15 protein-coding genes are annotated in these 14,977 nt (G+C 38.5%); 4 read left to right on the top strand and 11 right to left on the bottom strand.

Annotation, left to right across the window (positions count from 1 at the left end; all coding sequences use genetic code 11):
• Window positions 1-37 precede the first annotated feature (37 nt).
• Window positions 38-1,195, top strand: coding sequence for a beta-ketoacyl-ACP synthase (locus NOS7107_RS12200; RefSeq protein WP_044500759.1), 1,158 nt, complete (start codon window positions 38-40; stop codon window positions 1,193-1,195).
• Here the strand turns inward: NOS7107_RS12200 and NOS7107_RS12195 are convergent.
• From NOS7107_RS12195 to bchB, 5 genes are all read right to left on the bottom strand, one after another.
• Window positions 1,184-4,285: a plasmid replication protein, CyRepA1 family gene (locus tag NOS7107_RS12195; RefSeq protein ID WP_015113280.1), complete on the bottom strand. Its 3,102-nt coding sequence runs from the start codon at window positions 4,283-4,285 to the stop codon at window positions 1,184-1,186. The genes NOS7107_RS12200 and NOS7107_RS12195 overlap by 12 nt on opposite strands.
• A gap of 410 nt (window positions 4,286-4,695) precedes the next feature.
• On the bottom strand, window positions 4,696-4,995 hold the full coding sequence (locus NOS7107_RS12190) for a Txe/YoeB family addiction module toxin (protein ID WP_015113279.1): 300 nt from the start codon (window positions 4,993-4,995) through the stop codon (window positions 4,696-4,698).
• On the bottom strand, window positions 4,976-5,266 hold the full coding sequence (locus NOS7107_RS12185) for a type II toxin-antitoxin system Phd/YefM family antitoxin (protein WP_015113278.1): 291 nt from the start codon (window positions 5,264-5,266) through the stop codon (window positions 4,976-4,978). Before NOS7107_RS12185 ends, NOS7107_RS12190 begins: the two co-directional genes overlap by 20 nt.
• 207 nt (window positions 5,267-5,473) lie before the next feature.
• Window positions 5,474-6,178: a ribonuclease III family protein gene (locus NOS7107_RS12180; protein ID WP_015113277.1), complete on the bottom strand. Its 705-nt coding sequence runs from the start codon at window positions 6,176-6,178 to the stop codon at window positions 5,474-5,476.
• Between the two features lie 104 nt (window positions 6,179-6,282).
• The gene (gene bchB, locus NOS7107_RS12175; RefSeq protein WP_015113276.1) at window positions 6,283-7,809 is read right to left on the bottom strand and encodes a ferredoxin:protochlorophyllide reductase (ATP-dependent) subunit B; all 1,527 of its coding nucleotides are present in this window, start codon (window positions 7,807-7,809) and stop codon (window positions 6,283-6,285) included.
• 392 nt (window positions 7,810-8,201) lie between these two features.
• Between bchB and NOS7107_RS12170 the strand changes: the two genes are divergently transcribed.
• Genes NOS7107_RS12170 through NOS7107_RS29380 form a run of 3 tightly spaced genes read left to right on the top strand, consistent with a single transcriptional unit; the run spans window position 8,202 to window position 8,768 of the window.
• Entirely contained in the window at window positions 8,202-8,435 is a 234-nt protein-coding gene (locus NOS7107_RS12170; RefSeq protein ID WP_044500757.1) for a DUF433 domain-containing protein, read from the top strand.
• Window positions 8,432-8,602 (top strand): DUF5615 family PIN-like protein, encoded by a 171-nt coding sequence (locus NOS7107_RS29385; RefSeq protein ID WP_253274543.1) that lies wholly within the window; start codon window positions 8,432-8,434, stop codon window positions 8,600-8,602. Before NOS7107_RS12170 ends, NOS7107_RS29385 begins: the two co-directional genes overlap by 4 nt.
• A complete protein-coding gene (locus NOS7107_RS29380; RefSeq protein WP_253274542.1) occupies window positions 8,589-8,768 on the top strand; it encodes a DUF5615 family PIN-like protein in 180 nt (59 codons plus the stop codon). Before NOS7107_RS29385 ends, NOS7107_RS29380 begins: the two co-directional genes overlap by 14 nt.
• Before the next feature lie 130 nt (window positions 8,769-8,898).
• Here the strand turns inward: NOS7107_RS29380 and NOS7107_RS12160 are convergent, their stop codons facing one another.
• The 6 genes from NOS7107_RS12160 to NOS7107_RS29850 form a co-directional block, all read right to left on the bottom strand.
• Window positions 8,899-10,878 carry a primary-amine oxidase gene (locus NOS7107_RS12160; protein WP_015113274.1) on the bottom strand — a complete coding sequence of 660 codons (1,980 nt, stop codon included), beginning with the start codon at window positions 10,876-10,878 and terminating at the stop codon, window positions 8,899-8,901.
• A gap of 347 nt (window positions 10,879-11,225) precedes the next feature.
• Window positions 11,226-11,750, bottom strand: coding sequence for a tetratricopeptide repeat protein (locus NOS7107_RS12155; RefSeq protein WP_015113273.1), 525 nt, complete (start codon window positions 11,748-11,750; stop codon window positions 11,226-11,228).
• 129 nt (window positions 11,751-11,879) lie between these two features.
• Window positions 11,880-12,785 (bottom strand): transporter substrate-binding domain-containing protein, encoded by a 906-nt coding sequence (locus NOS7107_RS12150; RefSeq protein ID WP_015113272.1) that lies wholly within the window; start codon window positions 12,783-12,785, stop codon window positions 11,880-11,882.
• Between the two features lie 44 nt (window positions 12,786-12,829).
• On the bottom strand, window positions 12,830-13,186 hold the full coding sequence (gene rplT / locus NOS7107_RS12145) for a 50S ribosomal protein L20 (protein ID WP_015113271.1): 357 nt from the start codon (window positions 13,184-13,186) through the stop codon (window positions 12,830-12,832).
• A 24-nt stretch (window positions 13,187-13,210) separates the two neighbouring features.
• Entirely contained in the window at window positions 13,211-13,408 is a 198-nt protein-coding gene (gene rpmI, locus NOS7107_RS12140) for a 50S ribosomal protein L35 (RefSeq protein WP_015113270.1), read from the bottom strand.
• Window positions 13,409-13,579: 171 nt separating this feature from the next.
• Window positions 13,580-14,890 (bottom strand): hypothetical protein, encoded by a 1,311-nt coding sequence (locus NOS7107_RS29850; protein WP_015113269.1) that lies wholly within the window; start codon window positions 14,888-14,890, stop codon window positions 13,580-13,582.
• Window positions 14,891-14,977 lie beyond the last annotated feature (87 nt).

Here is a 14,977-nt window from a genome sequence, read left to right as displayed (position 1 = left end):
TTATTTGATATATTTTCAGACTTCAGACTTCAGAAAATTGGTTAAGGTTGTTGTCACTGGTATTGGTTTAGTTTCCGCTTTAGGCGAAGGTTTGGAGAATAGCTGGCAAAATTTGTTAGCAGGTAAAACAGGAATTAAATTACAGCAACCATTTCCAGAACTTGAAGCAGTTCCCCTCGGCTTGATTGGTAAACAACCAACTGAGTTAAAAAGGCTTACTGAACTGGTTGTGACTTCTGCGTTAAAAGATGCTGGTTTATCTCCTCCTCTACCTGATTGTGCAGTAGTGATTGGATCGAGTCGTAGCTATCAAGGTGCTTGGGAATCGCTGGCTAGACAAATGTATGGGAAAGATCCTGATTTGAAAGGGGAAATAGGTTTAGAAAATTGGCTTGATGTTTTACCCCATATAAATGCGATCGCATCTGCTAGACAAATTGGGGCTACTGGGATAGTTTCTGCACCGATGGCGGCTTGTGCTACAGGAATTTGGGCTATTGCTCAAGCAGCTTTTTTAATTCAAACTGGACAATGTGAACGGGTAATTGCTGGGGCTGTGGAAGTGCCAATTACACCTTTAACTATCTGCGGATTTCAGCAGATGAATGCTTTAGCCAAGACTGGTGCTTATCCTTTTGATGTGCAGCGAGAAGGTTTAGTTTTGGGTGAAGGTGGTGCGGTGTTGGTTTTAGAGTCAGCAGAGTTAGCCAAGCAGCGCCAAGCGAGAGTGTATGGTGAAATTCTCGGTTTTGGTTTGACTGCCGATGCTTATCATACCAATCAGCCAGAACCAAACGGAAAAAGTGCGATCGCAGCGATTAAACAATGTCTAGAACGCAGCAATTTAACTCCCAATGATATTGATTATATTCATGCTCACGGTACAGCTACAAAATTAAACGACGAAATTGAAAGCAAAGTTATAAAACAGTTTTTTTCCGAAACAGTAGCCGTAAGCTCCACCAAAGGCGCTACAGGCCACACTCTAGGCGCTTCAGGTGCGTTAGGGATTGCTTTTTCTTTAAAAGCATTACAGCAGCAAGTTTTACCTCCATGTGTCGGCTTGCAAACACCAGAACTTGATTTAAATTTCGTGATGACTTCACAACAAAACGCCGTTCAAAATATCTTGTGCTTTAGCTTTGGCTTTGGTGGTCAAAATGCAGTCATCGCCTTGGGTAATTCATCTTGTTGATAAGCTTGCTAATACAGATTGCTGCTTTACAGGCTCAAACTTCCAATTGGAGAAATCCTTTATTTCTAGTTGCACACCCTTCAGATTTGCTAACATCAACTCATCTCGTTGATACCAAACTGCAAATATTTTTTCTCTGCCATCATATAAAGTTTCATGGTCTAATTGATAACCTTCTTTAACTGATTTCAACTTTAATCCCAATAACTTGAGTAATTTACCAAGTATTTTAATTGGTGAAGTCGCTTCTTCTTCCCTAACCAAGTCAATTCCTAAAACCCGTTTGATATGTTTACTATGCTGATAAACAACATCTTGCAACCAGAGTAAATCAGGAGCATTTTCAGTAAAATTTCTGGATGGTTCGAGAAACTCTAGCATTCCTAGAGCTTTCATCGCTTCAACTTTGCAAGTATAAGTTTTGATATCAGGTAAAAAAACTTTCCCTTCACCCCACTGCAATTGCTGTTGCCATTCATGCTGATCTCTAACATGAAAATAATCACTTTCGTGGGTTAAATAATAGTGAATTAATAATTGGGCATAATAGCCTTGATCATCTTTTATTTTTAGTAAAGGTGTAACTTCTACCCCATACTTTTGTTTGAGTGTATATTTATGTATTTGATTACGTTCTACATCTGTAAGAGAATTTTTAGATGTTAGTTGTTGATATTCTACATAATCAATATCTTGCGTTTCTGCAATAATTTTGGCACTCCCTAATTGATTTTTTTGCTTAATTTCCTGCATTTGACGTTTAATATCTTTAGCTTTTTGACGCTTATCTGTCCAATCTCTTTGAACTTTCACAATTTCTAAAATTAACCGTTTGCGCGTGGCTAAATCATCAGCGTCAGTGGCTAAAAATGCTAAACGTAAATCTCGAATAATATTATTGTGAACTGCATTACTCCGCAGCCAAATTTGATGTCCGTCACACGTTAATCCATCTTGCATAGATTGACGATAAAGACGAATAGAAGCATTAACTCTCGCAGATAATTTAGCCCAAGTACGTAAATGAATCGGGTCATATACTAAAGGTAAATCGACATCTATTTTATGTAATGGACTAAGTAATGCTAAATTTTCTTTTTGATTGGCTTGATACCAATCAGACAATAAACGATAGTTTGTACTTCCACTACCAATTAAACCAATTCCTCTTTTAGCACACCACACAATTCGAGGTACATTATCTCTGACTCTGGCTAATGCTTGTCGTGCTTCTGAGTCAGGAATTACGCCTTGAAAAATACCATAAACTCTATCAAAATGTTGCACATCAATACTAATACCAGTTCCTAGACTAGGCGTGACAAAAATTGTGTCGTAATCTTCTATTTTCTGGTTAATAGTTGCGACGAAATCCGCTGCTGGATGGTCAGGTGTATTAGTAGTTCTGCTACTAATGACTAAACTTTTAGGAAATTGATAGCGTAATTTTTCTAAACGTTCTTTGAGATAATTTTCAATGGTTTCGCAGCTATATCTACCAGATCGACTATCGGTCGTGACATAGCATTTACGTCCTGCAAGTAAATCTAATTCTAATTGATGAATTAAAGGTGTTGGGTTAGGTGAATCATAGAAAGTTATGTCCCAACCGCGTTCTGGTTGCCATTGATTTATAAGTACCCACGGCGTTATTTTAATTCCTGATAACCCTTGTAAATATTCTAATGATACATCTGATAAATCAGCATCTTGGGCAATTACTAAACCGCCAGTTTTCAATACTGTGCTGATTAATTTTTGGAAATTTTTTAAAATTTTGACGCGTTTGTTTTTACAAGTATCACTATTTAATAAATGCCATAACAATTGCTCTACTTCATCTAAGATAATAATGCCACCATGCCAATTATCTGAGTTTATTTTCCAAATAGAATCAATACATAAACCTAGCGATTCAGTAGTTTGATTTTCAAAGTAAGAATGGAAATTATTAGTATTTAAGCCCCATTGAATACCAACTTTATCGCATAAAAATTTACCAAGCTGGATTCTATGGGTAATTAACAATACAGGCTGATTTTTGATTTTGGCTTGTTTGACAATATTTTGTAAAGCTGTGGTTTTACCTGTACCTTTGGCTGATTTCACTCCTACTAATCCTGAGTTGGGAACAGGTATCTCTTCTAAATAAGGACGGTTGATTGTGAGTGCAGCCGGAATCGTTAATTCTGTATGTGGTTTGGTGTGTGCTAGGTAAATTTCTAAATCAACACTTTGGCGATAAACTTTATCGAAGGCGTGACCATTTTTAGCCACGATTAATTCATCAACACCTTTTTCGGGGCCGGGAAGTTCTATAACTTTGACTAAGCAATTTTTTTCTTGGAATAAGCAGCCAAGTTGCGCGATCGCATTATTCACTGCTGCTATAGTCTTAGGTTGAGTTTCAAAATCAAAACATATATATATAGTGCGTTTTGCAGTCGCAAATAAAGCTAAATCAGGAATGAGTTGACGACTGGTAACTTTACCAAATCCATCTTTGACAACTCGATAACCACTGGTAATTCCGGGAATTGCGATCGCTGCGTATCCTTGCGTTAACAGTGCAGCCGCCTTTTTTGCACCTTCGCAGATAATCAGGGGGATGTTCTGTTCCATTACCCATTCCCAAAAACCCACCGCTTCACCGTTAGCATCAACACTGATATTTACAGGTAAGTTGAGATTGTAACGCTGTGCAGCTTCTTGCCACACTTCCAGCGTCACCCGTAAACAAAATACTCTGGTTGGTGTGCTGGGAGGATGTTCATATTTTATTTGTTTGCCATTATCCTTGATGCGCGGTTGATTTGGCTTAAAGCATCCCCATTCCATTGCTTGCCAATTATTTAGTGGATCTAGTCCCCCACACCACCAGCCGCCAGCAGTGATATGACTGTAACGCTGCAACCAGCCGCTTTTTACCATACCTGTGTTCGTGCGTGGTAGTAGTTCGGAAATTAACAGGTATTCGTAGGCGATCGCACCTTGAAAAGATTTAAAATTCATTTGCGCTAGGTGTAAATCTATACTACTGCCCTTGACTAATTCTTCAAGGTGTTTGGGTTGTAAATAGTGTAGATACATGATGAGAAGCGCGAACAGAATGGGTTGGATTTAAACCTTATCATGCCCATCCGGATTTTTTTGATCAGCAACTACTATGTTTTTTTGAATATTTTTTATACCTCGTTGCTGGAAATACAACGGTGAATCAGTAGGTAAGCGATTTTAGCTTGCGGGATCGCTCAACTAATAAGCTTGTATTGTAATAATTGATGAGCATTAAATTTTATTTACCAGTATTAATCCGTAAATAGCAGTTAATGGTTCGCTCGATTACCGCAAAATCCTTGCTATGTCAAGGTGTAGAGACTAGCAATACTCTGCGATCAAAATATTGCCCGTTAGGAAAATGTAATAAAAATAACTGTAAATTTAGAGTTATGTATAAACTTGCAAAACTGACAAAATGGTTTTACATATTCCTTTAATACTTAGTAGTGATATCGAGCTTGAAGAAAATCAATCCGGTCATCACTTACTAGATAAACAATACGATATTCTTGAGTAAGTCGTCGTGACCACGCATCTGAATCCAAGTATTTCAATGGTTCAGGTTTACCAATTCCTGAAAAAGGATCTCGCATAATCGATTCAATCAAATCAAAAGCACGAAGCGCAGTTTTTCGGTTTGTTTCAATCCAATAAACAAGGTCTTCTCTGAATTCTGGATGGAACACAGCATCTCTGGCTTTATTTTCTTGAGGTTGGGTTTCATTCTTCTTCTTCGCCAATACCCAACTCCTGACGCAGTTCGTTTATACTTTGCGGTTTTAAAGTTCTTGCTTTTGCTCTTTCTAAAGCAGTTAATAGTCGTTCTGCATTTTTAGGTGAGCGAAGTAAATAAGATGTTTCTAATAAACTGTTTAGTTCATCAACAGCAATTAAAGCAACACTTTCACCTTCTTGGCGATTAATAATTACTACATCTCTATCTACAACTACTTGCTCGCAGAGTTCGGCTAGGTTATTACAAGCATCAGTTAAGTTTGTCTGATTGGACATGATGGGATATTTTTCTAATGCTGTAGGTTTTCCAATACATCATAACAAGAAGTTTTAGAAAGGCGATTACTTTTACTACGCCAAAGTGAGTAGTAAAGAATAGTGCTTAAAATAACCACTATAAATTCTACTATTTGGTAAAGATTGCGTCTAAAAGAAAAGATATATTCTGCCCTTCAATCATTTTGATATGATCTGCAAACTTTGTTATTCTCTAAGAACTAATAAAAGTAATTTTTCTGCTGCTTTCTTTTTTGCTTCTCTCTTTGAATTACCATCACCATCAGCCGTTAAATATCTTCCTCTAAAAGTGCAAGTTGCTCTTATAGTAAATATGGGAGCATGATCACGACCTGCTCTATCTATGTCAGTATATGTAGGAGGAGAAATACCATATTGAGCGAGTAATTCCTGCAATGTAGAAATAGGATTTTCTATATTTAAATTATTAGATATATCTGGATGAACATGGTTTCTAATTAAAGATGAATTTCGTATTCTGTCTAAACTCCATAACCGGAAAATAATTTGTTTGCATTTATCTAAACCTTGATCTAAATAAATTGCCCCTATTATGGCTTCTAGAACATCAGCAAGTACTCTGTCTGTAATTTGTTCTCTCCTACTGGTACTAGGAATTGTAATAATTGAGGCTAAATTAATGCTTTGAGCTATTTTTGATAAATTTCTATCTTCTACAAGCTTAGATTTTACTTCGGTGAACCACCCTGGTTGATCTATAGAAAAATTTCTTACTAGATAATCAGCAACGACAAAACCAAGTATTGAATCTCCAAAAAACTCTAAAACTTCATATTGTCTAGTAGTGATTGCCATTCTATATTTACTTAGATCATTTGGGATAAAACCAAATTTAATTTGAAACCATCGAGCTAAATCTTGATCATTCATAGCTTTGTTATCTAGCTTCAGCACCCAAAAAATAGTAAGAGCGTTTTTGTATACAAACGCTCTTACATCATAAATCGGGTTAAAGCTAACAGTTAACCGTAAAACTACGCTCCTACTGCTTCTTTGGCGGCGTATAGCACCTCAGCATTGATATCTTTGAAACCACGATCGCGGGCAAATTTCTCAGTATTTCGCTTCACTTTACCGCGCACAAATCCAGGTATTTTATTCAATTCTGCTAGACCATCTTTTGTCCAACTCAAATCAGATTCGGCAGAAATACCTTTCGTAATTACTTCCTTAGTATCGTGTCCACCAAATATTTCTAATAAATGGTCTTCCATTCCTAAAGTAAAGGAATTGTAGATTAAATCTGTGATTTGATTTGTACCTTCGTAACCCAAAAATGGTTTGTAACCAATGGGGAAATTTTGGACGTGAATCGGTGCAGCAATTACACCGCAAGGAATGTCTAAGCGTTTCCCAACGTGGCGTTCCATTTGCGTACCGAAAATGGCTGAAGGTTCAACACGGGCGATCGCATCCCCAATTGCGCCATGATCATCAGTAATCAGCACTTCATCGCAATATTCGCTAACTTGTTCGCGGAACCAATCAGCATCATATTTGCAGTAAGTTCCTGCCCAAACTACATGAATCCCCATTTCCCGTGACAGAATTTTGGTGAGGGCGGCGGCGTGGGTGTTGTCGCCAAATACCACAGCTTTTTTACCAGTTAAATTCTGACAGTCGATGGAACGGGAGAACCAAGCAGCTTGCGAAACGTGCAAGGTTTGTTCGTTGATATATTCTTCGTAGTTAACGTTTGCGCCTTGTTCGTTAATTACCTGCTGAATCTTGCGGATGCAACGGGCTGTTTCCACCACACCCATCGGGGTAATGTCTATACAAGGTGTGCCGAATTCTGCTTTGAGGTAATCGGTTGTCATTAAACCGAGTTCCCGGTAAGGAACTAAGTTAAACCAAGCTTTCGGCAGATTTTTTAATTCATGAACGGAAGCGCCTTCGGGAATGACTGAGTTAACCTCAATTCCTAAATCTCCCATGAGTTTTTTCAGTTCGGTGCAGTCGTGGTTGTTGTGAAAACCAAGAGTAGACATACCGATGATGTTAACTGATGGCTTTTCGGTTTTGGTTGTAGGTAGTTCGCCTTTTTTACGGGCTTTCTCGATATAGTATTGAACGATTTGATGGAGAGTGCGATCGGCTGCTTGCAGTTCGTTGGCGCGATAATGGTTCACATCCGCTAGAAGGACATCGCCTTTAGCTTCAATCCGGGCGCGTTCCACAAAGTTGTGCAAATCTTCTTGCAGAATGCTAGAGGTGCAGGTAGGAGTTAACACAATTAAATCGGGGTGTTCTTCAGCATCTTTGCGAGTGATGTTATCAACCACCTTTTCTTGAGAACCACGCGCCAAAACGTTGCGATCGACCACACTAGTTGTAACTGGTGTAAAATTTCGCTCCCGCGATAACATGGAGCGCATCACGTTAAAATAATCATCGCCTATTGGGGCGTGCATAATCGCATGAACGTTTTTAAACGAACTAGCGATTCGTAAAGTACCAATGTGGGCTGGGCCTGCATACATCCAGTAAGCCAATTTCATCAGGCGTTCTCCCTTGTAGGTGAATTCAGAGGTGGACTATGATTGCGGAATTATTAGTCTTTGATTGTCCCAAAACTTGTAGCGTCGAAGAAATAGGACTATTTACTAGTTAATTGCTGTGGCGATCGCTGAAACCTTGTTGATGATTGGCGTTCAGCTTCTAATTTAAACAAGATATATATTGTTTAACGAAATAATTCTTAGTGTTGTGCAAATCTTGTTATCAAGATAAAGTCACTAGTTAATATTTATTCATGAACTTTGAGAAAGTATTCTCAATATTTCTATATATCCACTACTTCCTTCTGTGATCAAGTGTATTGAGGAATAGGGGTTAAATAAAGTGCCAAACTGTTGACATGGTAAAATATTATTTACTAGTCAAATCAGTAATTAACTCAATGAATGAACTATTGACTCGTATTACTCAAATTCCTGGTCAATGTGGGGGTCGTCCTTGCATTCGAGGTATGAGAATTAGAGTTACTGACATTTTAGAAATGTTAGCGGAAAGTGTTACTATTAACGAAATTTTAGAAGACTTTCCCGATTTAGAACCAGAAGATATTCAAGCTTGTCTTCTGTTTGCTGCACGACGGACTGATTTTGTGCGGTTGACAGCATGAAGCTTTGGATTGATGCACAGTTACCTCCGACATTAGCCAGTTGGGTAACAAGTAGTTTTAGTATAGAAGCTTTATCGTTAAGAGATATTGGTTTACGCGATGCTAAAGATATAGAAATTTTTGAGGCTGCAAGAATCGCCAATGTGATCATTAATGACAAAAGATAGTGATTTCGTTGACTTGGTTTGTCGGCTAGGGATACCTCCTCAAATTCTTTGGTTGACTTGTGGAAATGTGACTAATCGTTATTTGCGTCAACTTTTGACAATTACTTTGCCTGATGCACTGGAACAATTACGTCAAGGAGAAATGATTGTGGAAATTAGCAATTGATGTTGATTCAAGACCCTTGCGTAGTCAATCTGGATAAAAATTTGGTGTTGCTGATTTAGAGTATGAAGTTACTTCGCGCAAAGACGCAAATAAGTTTATACCCTATTCAGCAACACCACTTTATATATACTTACTCAGGCAAATTGATGGCAGGATTACGGCTAAAGAAACCGCGTGGAACTAACTTAAAACCAACACGGTGAACAGGCATTACAGGCCAATCTTCAGGACGAGGGACGTGTGTCATTCCCATTGTGTACCACAGTACGACATCTTCATTTGTTAATGATTCATCGTTAGAAATATATGTCGGTAAACCTTCTTTTGGTTGGCTTTGATTAGGATAATTCCCCCCGGCATAAAGTTCATCTAATTTGTATTTTGTTACCCAGAGATGATGGGTAGCAAATTCGGCTCGTTTGCGAATTTCTGCGCCTTCTGTTGGGAAAAATATTGTGTTTCCTGTTGGCATTAGCATATATGCAGTTCCAACATCAAGATTATTCTTTTTATTGGCACTGCTAATCATCCATTCTCGGCTATGTTTTGTATCAATATCACGTACAGCCGTCGTTTCTTTTGTTAACGGAGTTTCTGCTACTGCGATCGCATTTCCTAAAGGATTTTTACCACTAATTGGCACAGAATTAACATTCATTTCCATTACAGAGTTTGCCTGTCCGTCTACATCCATGTCTAGGCGGTAGTTAAAAAAGTGCTGATGATTCACGCCAAAAATATTTTTAGCTAATAGCCTTCCATAGGGATTATCTGAAGACTCTTTTTCTAAAGCTGTTCCTTGCGCTAGAACAACTCCGCTTAATTCGTTTTGTACTTCTAAAGTGCCATCTTGGTGAAAAATCCAATTAACGCTGTAATCATAATTGTCAACTGTTGCAGTTATAGTAATAACTAATTCACGATTACGACGCACATCATTACGCTGAGTATCATATCCATAATGTTTCCAAAGAATACCATTATCACGCTCATAAATACCAACAACTCGCGGCATTGTCACAGGTTCGCCTTGTTCATTAGCAAATATAGCATCTAGTAAAACCCCATTTTCGGGAATGTCTTTACCTAACTCCAGCGCATTAGCTAACACACCGAAGTTATATTCACCAACATCAAAAGCATTGCGAAATGACCAAGTAGGATCAGGATGACCATAAGGCACTACCATTTCGGATAGACTGCCACGATATAAAACTGGTCGAATATTTTCTCCATCTTGGTAATTTACTAAATACAAAACTAAACCATCGCGCGGGTGCATTAAATAGCGGAACTTCCAACCTTGCCAGCTAATTTCATTGCCATTAATTTGGAAAGTTCTACCATTAGGCTGGAGTATTTTTAATGGCTTGGGTGGTGTTAGTAATTTACCTAAAGATTTGAGATCGTAGTTCCAGTTTTCTTTAGAGAATGGGACTATACCTCTATCTGTAAAACTAACTACTTTACCTGTATTTAAATTTACAGTTGCTAGTACACCTTCAATTGGACTACCGTAATAATTCCAGCGATCGCCTCGATAATAAGATAATCCACGAGCCAAGCGATCGCCTGTTGTTTCTTCCTGTTTACTTAAAATTCCCGGAGCCCAACAACTAACTTTGACATCATCAAAATCTTGAATTCCCCTTTTCTGCATGGCTTTTTGCCATCGTGTATCAGCTTTCACCGCTTGAGACGTTAATTCACATTCTGAATAGCTCAAAGCTGGTTGAGCATGAGTAATTTCCTTCCAAGAACTGAGGGACTGCTGTTTTAAATCAACGACACCTTCGTAGGTTTTGTTTTGCGATCGCTCATATATTACTACAAAAGCTTGCCTTTGAAATTCTTTATTTGGTGTAAAATTTAAAACTTCTTTTTTCTCTGGTTCTTGTAAAGCAACAATAGAAAATGCGGCCACATCGCTTAAGGTTTTTTGCTTTCTAATAACCCCCACTGCTGTTGTAATTTCTGATTCTGTTAATGGAGTTAGCGGATGAGAAATCTGCAATTGTTGAGCAGATAGTTTGCTAATACAACCAAAAAATATTGCTATGCAGATGATTATAATAATGGCTAACCAAGGAAACCGGAATCTTTTAAACATTTGTAATGAGCCAACCAAGAACTTATAATTATCTAATTCTAAATCTGAAATCAAAAACCGATAGATTTATGGTGAGTAATATTAGATTTTTCAAATTCAAGGCTAAATAGTCAGGAGATAGATTTTCAATTTCTTGAAGAAGTTGAAAATTTGTAAGTATATATGTGTCATAGATTGATGAATTTAACGTTAATTTCACGAACCTTAACCCAAACCCTATCTGATGTGGAGAGGGGTTTTTCCTAATCGTCTAACTCACGCTAATTTATACTTAATTATATGAAAAACCAGGTTTCCTAAATAAACCTGGTTTTTGAGTTTTTTATTCAGAATTGCACAGTTATGAATTAAGCAGATACCAAGCGGCGGAGAGATTCAGCGCGACGTTTTGCAGTGGAATTATTAGGAGCAAATTTCAGTGCTTCTTCGTAACTTTGTAGCGCCTGAGCATTTAATTTTTTTCGTTCATAAGCATGACCGATATTATTTAATGCCACCACATAATCTGGTTTATTTTTCAAAGCTTCTTTGTATTGACGAATTGCTAAATCATACTGTTCTTGAGCAAAGTAAGTATATCCTAGTCCATTGTAAATAGGAGCAATCGCTTCTTCTCCTTCTTCTTCAGCCATTTTGAGAGCTTTTTGAAATAATGCGATCGCCTGAGCGTACAATTTTTTCTCAGAATAAATACAGGCTAACTCGTAATATTCCTGAGTTGTACCTTTTTCTTTCTCCAATTTTTTTCGCAGTTTTGCGAATGAGCCTTCCAATTTCCGAGTTTTGAGAATTTGGCGGAAAACACTCACAACCGCAAATGCCAAAATTGCTACTACAATCGAGAGGTAAACAACAGCTAGATTATTATCCATCGCCTGTCAAGACACATATTAAAACTACTTTCTCTATCTATTATCAACTGTAGAGAAGTTAAAAGTTAAAAGTTAAAAGGCAAAAGTACAATAACTCTTTTGACTTTTACCTTTTACATTTTGCCTTATTTAGGGTAATCCCCAATATTGAGCGCGTTGCTTCAGCCAACCTTCGACTGTGTAACGAGCGATCGCTTCATTTACTTTACGTCTCAGTTCATCGTATTGCAAGCCCTTGGGCATAACTACAGATAAAGGTTCAGTCGATAGCTTGGTGGGTAATAGCCGATATTGGGGATATTGTTTTATCCAACCGCTGAGGACACTCGCGTCGGCTGCAAAAGCGTTTGCTGTGTTACTTTCTAGCTGCTCTCGTCCTTCCTGGTAAGAATTTACTCCCACTAATTCCGCATTGGGAACATAATAACGCACTTGGGCAATTGTATTTGAGTGATTGAGTACGGCTATTTTACGCTTGGCTAAATCCCGCAGTTCTTTGACGGTGTTATCCTTTGTAATCAAGTAAGTGCCATCCAAGTAATAAGGCACACTAAAACTTACTAACCGAGAGCGTGACTCAGTAGCTGTGACTCTGGCAATAGTTAAATCCACCTTCTGCTTTAACACTACAGATAAGCGATCGCTATTCGCTACAGGTTGCAATTTTACAGCCTCGGCTTTTCCTAGTAAATCTGCGGCTAAACGTTGCGCCAAATCAATTTCTAAGCCTTGGATATTACCATTACCATCCCTAAATCCCAAAGGAGGCAGATTATCTTTAACAGCAATTGTAAAATAGCCCCGCCGCTGAATTTCTGGCATTTCTGCGGCAGATGCAGGTAATCCTGTGACTAAAAATAAACAGCAAAAAATCCCCAAAATGGCGGTGGATAATACCCGATATAACCGATTCAAGGATAAAGAATAAAGAATAAAGGATGAAAAACAGACTTGTTGCGTCACCAATTTTTTGAGCAACGAGCCAAATTTTTGCCAACCCCTTGATTGATGCTTGGGGTAAGTTTCAACCTTCATACTTCATACTTTATCCTTCAAAGGTTATTCATCTGTTACCGCCGTTATTTTTTAGCTTGGATTGCCAATTCAGCAACTTTGCTGAAGCTGGTAGGATCTAAGACTGCTAATTGTGCCAACATTTTACGGTTGAGTTGGATCTCGGCTTTTTTCAAGTTACCAATCAACTGGCTATAGCTTAAACCATGCTGTCTAGCAGCAGCATTGATCCGCGTAATCCACAGACGGCGAAAATCGCGTTTGCGCTTTTTGCGATCGCGGTAAGCACTGCGGAGTGCTTTCATTACTTGCTGGTTAGCGGTTCTAAACAGCGTTGAGTGAGAACCACGAAAACCTTTAGCTAACTTGAGAATTTTATTGCGGCGTTTACGAGCTACGTTACCGCGTTTTACCCGTGTCATTTTTTAATTCCTAAAAGATTTACATTACAAATAAGGCAGCATCAAGCGCACGTTTTCTTCGTCGCGCTCGTTGACAACTGCCATTTTGGAGAATTTACGCTTTTTGTTAGTGGTCTTGTGTTCTAACAAGTGATTTTTGAAGGCTTTGCGACGGACGATTTTACCGCTTCCAGTAGCGCGGAACCGTTTCGCTGCTGCTTTACGGGTTTTTAGTTTAGGCATTGTCTGGCTCTAAATTTGACGATTCGACACAATCCATCATTATATACTATTCAAATTACTCAAATGCCAATATAGCAATCCTATTTGAATTAAAACAATCGAGATGCTCAAATCCCCGGCTTCTTTGAGAAGCCGGGGATTTTGTGGATATTAGTCGCCAGCTTAACCAATCTAGCGTCTAATATCCGGGTCTAAAACGATACGCGAGCCAGATTCATCAACGTGATAAGTCCAAGTCTGACGACGCACTCGCACAATCACTTCCCAGCCTCGGATGGGGTTATATTCCCTAGTACAAACTTCACCAAAGTTAAACTCACAAGGATTACCAAAGGTTTTGCGTTCAGCTTGAGTAATTCTTAAATCACTCTCATCTTCTCCTGAACGACGCGCCGCATCTCTTAAAATATTGTTGGCGATCGCTCTTGGTAGTTGTCCACTGTTTTCTGAACCTGAATCGCTAATTTGCGGATCTAAAACAATTTGGGAACCAGATTCATTACTGTGATAAGTCCAAGACTGTCTTTCAACTTGGACAATTACTTCCCAACCTTGGACGGGGTTGTATTCTCTGGTGCAAACTTCGCCAAAGTTAAACTCACAAGGATTACTAAAAGTTTTGCGTGTCGCTTGAGTAATTCTTAAATTACTAGTGTTGACACCAGCACGACGGGAAGCATCTCTTAAAATATTATTGGCGATCGCTCGTGGTAGTTGTCCATTGTTTTCGGAACCTGAATTGCTAATTTGCGGATCTAAAACAATTTGGGAACCAGATTCATTACTGTGATAAGTCCAAGACTGTCTTTCAACCTGGACAATTACTTCCCAACCTTGAATAGGATCATATTGTTGTGTACAAACTTCGCCAAAGTTAAACTCGCAAGCATTACCAAAAGTTTTGCGTGTCGCTTGGGTAATTCGTAAATTACTAGTGCTGACACCAGAACGACGGGAAGCATCTCGTAAGATGTTATTGGCGATCGCTCTTGGTAATTGATAACTGTTGTCTGAACCTGAATCTGTAGTTTTTGGATCTAAAACAATCCGAGAACCGGATTCATCAATGTGGTAAGTAAAATACTGATTTTGAACTGTAACAATTACTTCCCAGCCTTTGATCGGGTTATATTCTCTTGTACAAGCTTCACCAAAATTAAAAATACAAGGATTAGCAAAAGTTTGAGAACGGACTTGAGTAATTCTCACTTGATTGCTTGTTACTCTACCACGCCGAGCCGCATCATTAATTATGATGTTGGCAATTCTTCGAGGTAGTCCATTAGAGCGATTCCGAAAGTGGTCAGGTAAGCGTTGCGAAATTTGTATAGGTTCGCCACGCGGTGCAGCTTCAGCTGAATAACTACCGATAAATCCCTGTCCCAAAGATAGCAAGCTGCTTAAAGCTAGGGTAAAAACAACACCTTTAGGAAAATGGCTGGTGTTGTTGATTACTGTAAATAACTTAATATTCAATTTCATCACGTTATACCTCAAAACATGAGAAAATCACTGCCTTATTATTGCTAGACAGTTCTAGGAGCAGTGTTTTCTGAGTAAGTGGATTGA

The sequence above is a fragment of the Nostoc sp. PCC 7107 genome (assembly GCF_000316625.1).
In the GTDB taxonomy this organism is placed as follows: Bacteria; Cyanobacteriota; Cyanobacteriia; order Cyanobacteriales; family Nostocaceae; genus Nostoc_B.
This window is presented reverse-complemented; position numbering and strand designations above follow the sequence as displayed.

Excerpts from the sequence above, each read along its gene's own strand:
- rplT (WP_015113271.1), bottom strand. The coding sequence starts at position 13,186 with ATGACACGGGTAAAACGCGGTAACGTAGCTCGTAAACGCCGCAATAAA.
- NOS7107_RS29385 (WP_253274543.1), top strand. The coding sequence starts at position 8,432 with ATGAAGCTTTGGATTGATGCACAGTTACCTCCGACATTAGCCAGTTGG.
- NOS7107_RS12195 (WP_015113280.1), bottom strand. The coding sequence starts at position 4,285 with ATGTATCTACACTATTTACAACCCAAACACCTTGAAGAATTAGTCAAG.
- NOS7107_RS12180 (WP_015113277.1), bottom strand. The coding sequence starts at position 6,178 with ATGAATGATCAAGATTTAGCTCGATGGTTTCAAATTAAATTTGGTTTT.
- NOS7107_RS12185 (WP_015113278.1), bottom strand. The coding sequence starts at position 5,266 with ATGTCCAATCAGACAAACTTAACTGATGCTTGTAATAACCTAGCCGAA.
- NOS7107_RS12155 (WP_015113273.1), bottom strand. The coding sequence starts at position 11,750 with ATGGATAATAATCTAGCTGTTGTTTACCTCTCGATTGTAGTAGCAATT.
- rpmI (WP_015113270.1), bottom strand. The coding sequence starts at position 13,408 with ATGCCTAAACTAAAAACCCGTAAAGCAGCAGCGAAACGGTTCCGCGCT.
- bchB (WP_015113276.1), bottom strand. The coding sequence starts at position 7,809 with ATGAAATTGGCTTACTGGATGTATGCAGGCCCAGCCCACATTGGTACT.
- NOS7107_RS12150 (WP_015113272.1), bottom strand. The coding sequence starts at position 12,785 with ATGAAGGTTGAAACTTACCCCAAGCATCAATCAAGGGGTTGGCAAAAA.
- NOS7107_RS29850 (WP_015113269.1), bottom strand. The coding sequence starts at position 14,890 with ATGAAATTGAATATTAAGTTATTTACAGTAATCAACAACACCAGCCAT.
- NOS7107_RS12160 (WP_015113274.1), bottom strand. The coding sequence starts at position 10,878 with ATGTTTAAAAGATTCCGGTTTCCTTGGTTAGCCATTATTATAATCATC.
- NOS7107_RS29380 (WP_253274542.1), top strand. The coding sequence starts at position 8,589 with ATGACAAAAGATAGTGATTTCGTTGACTTGGTTTGTCGGCTAGGGATA.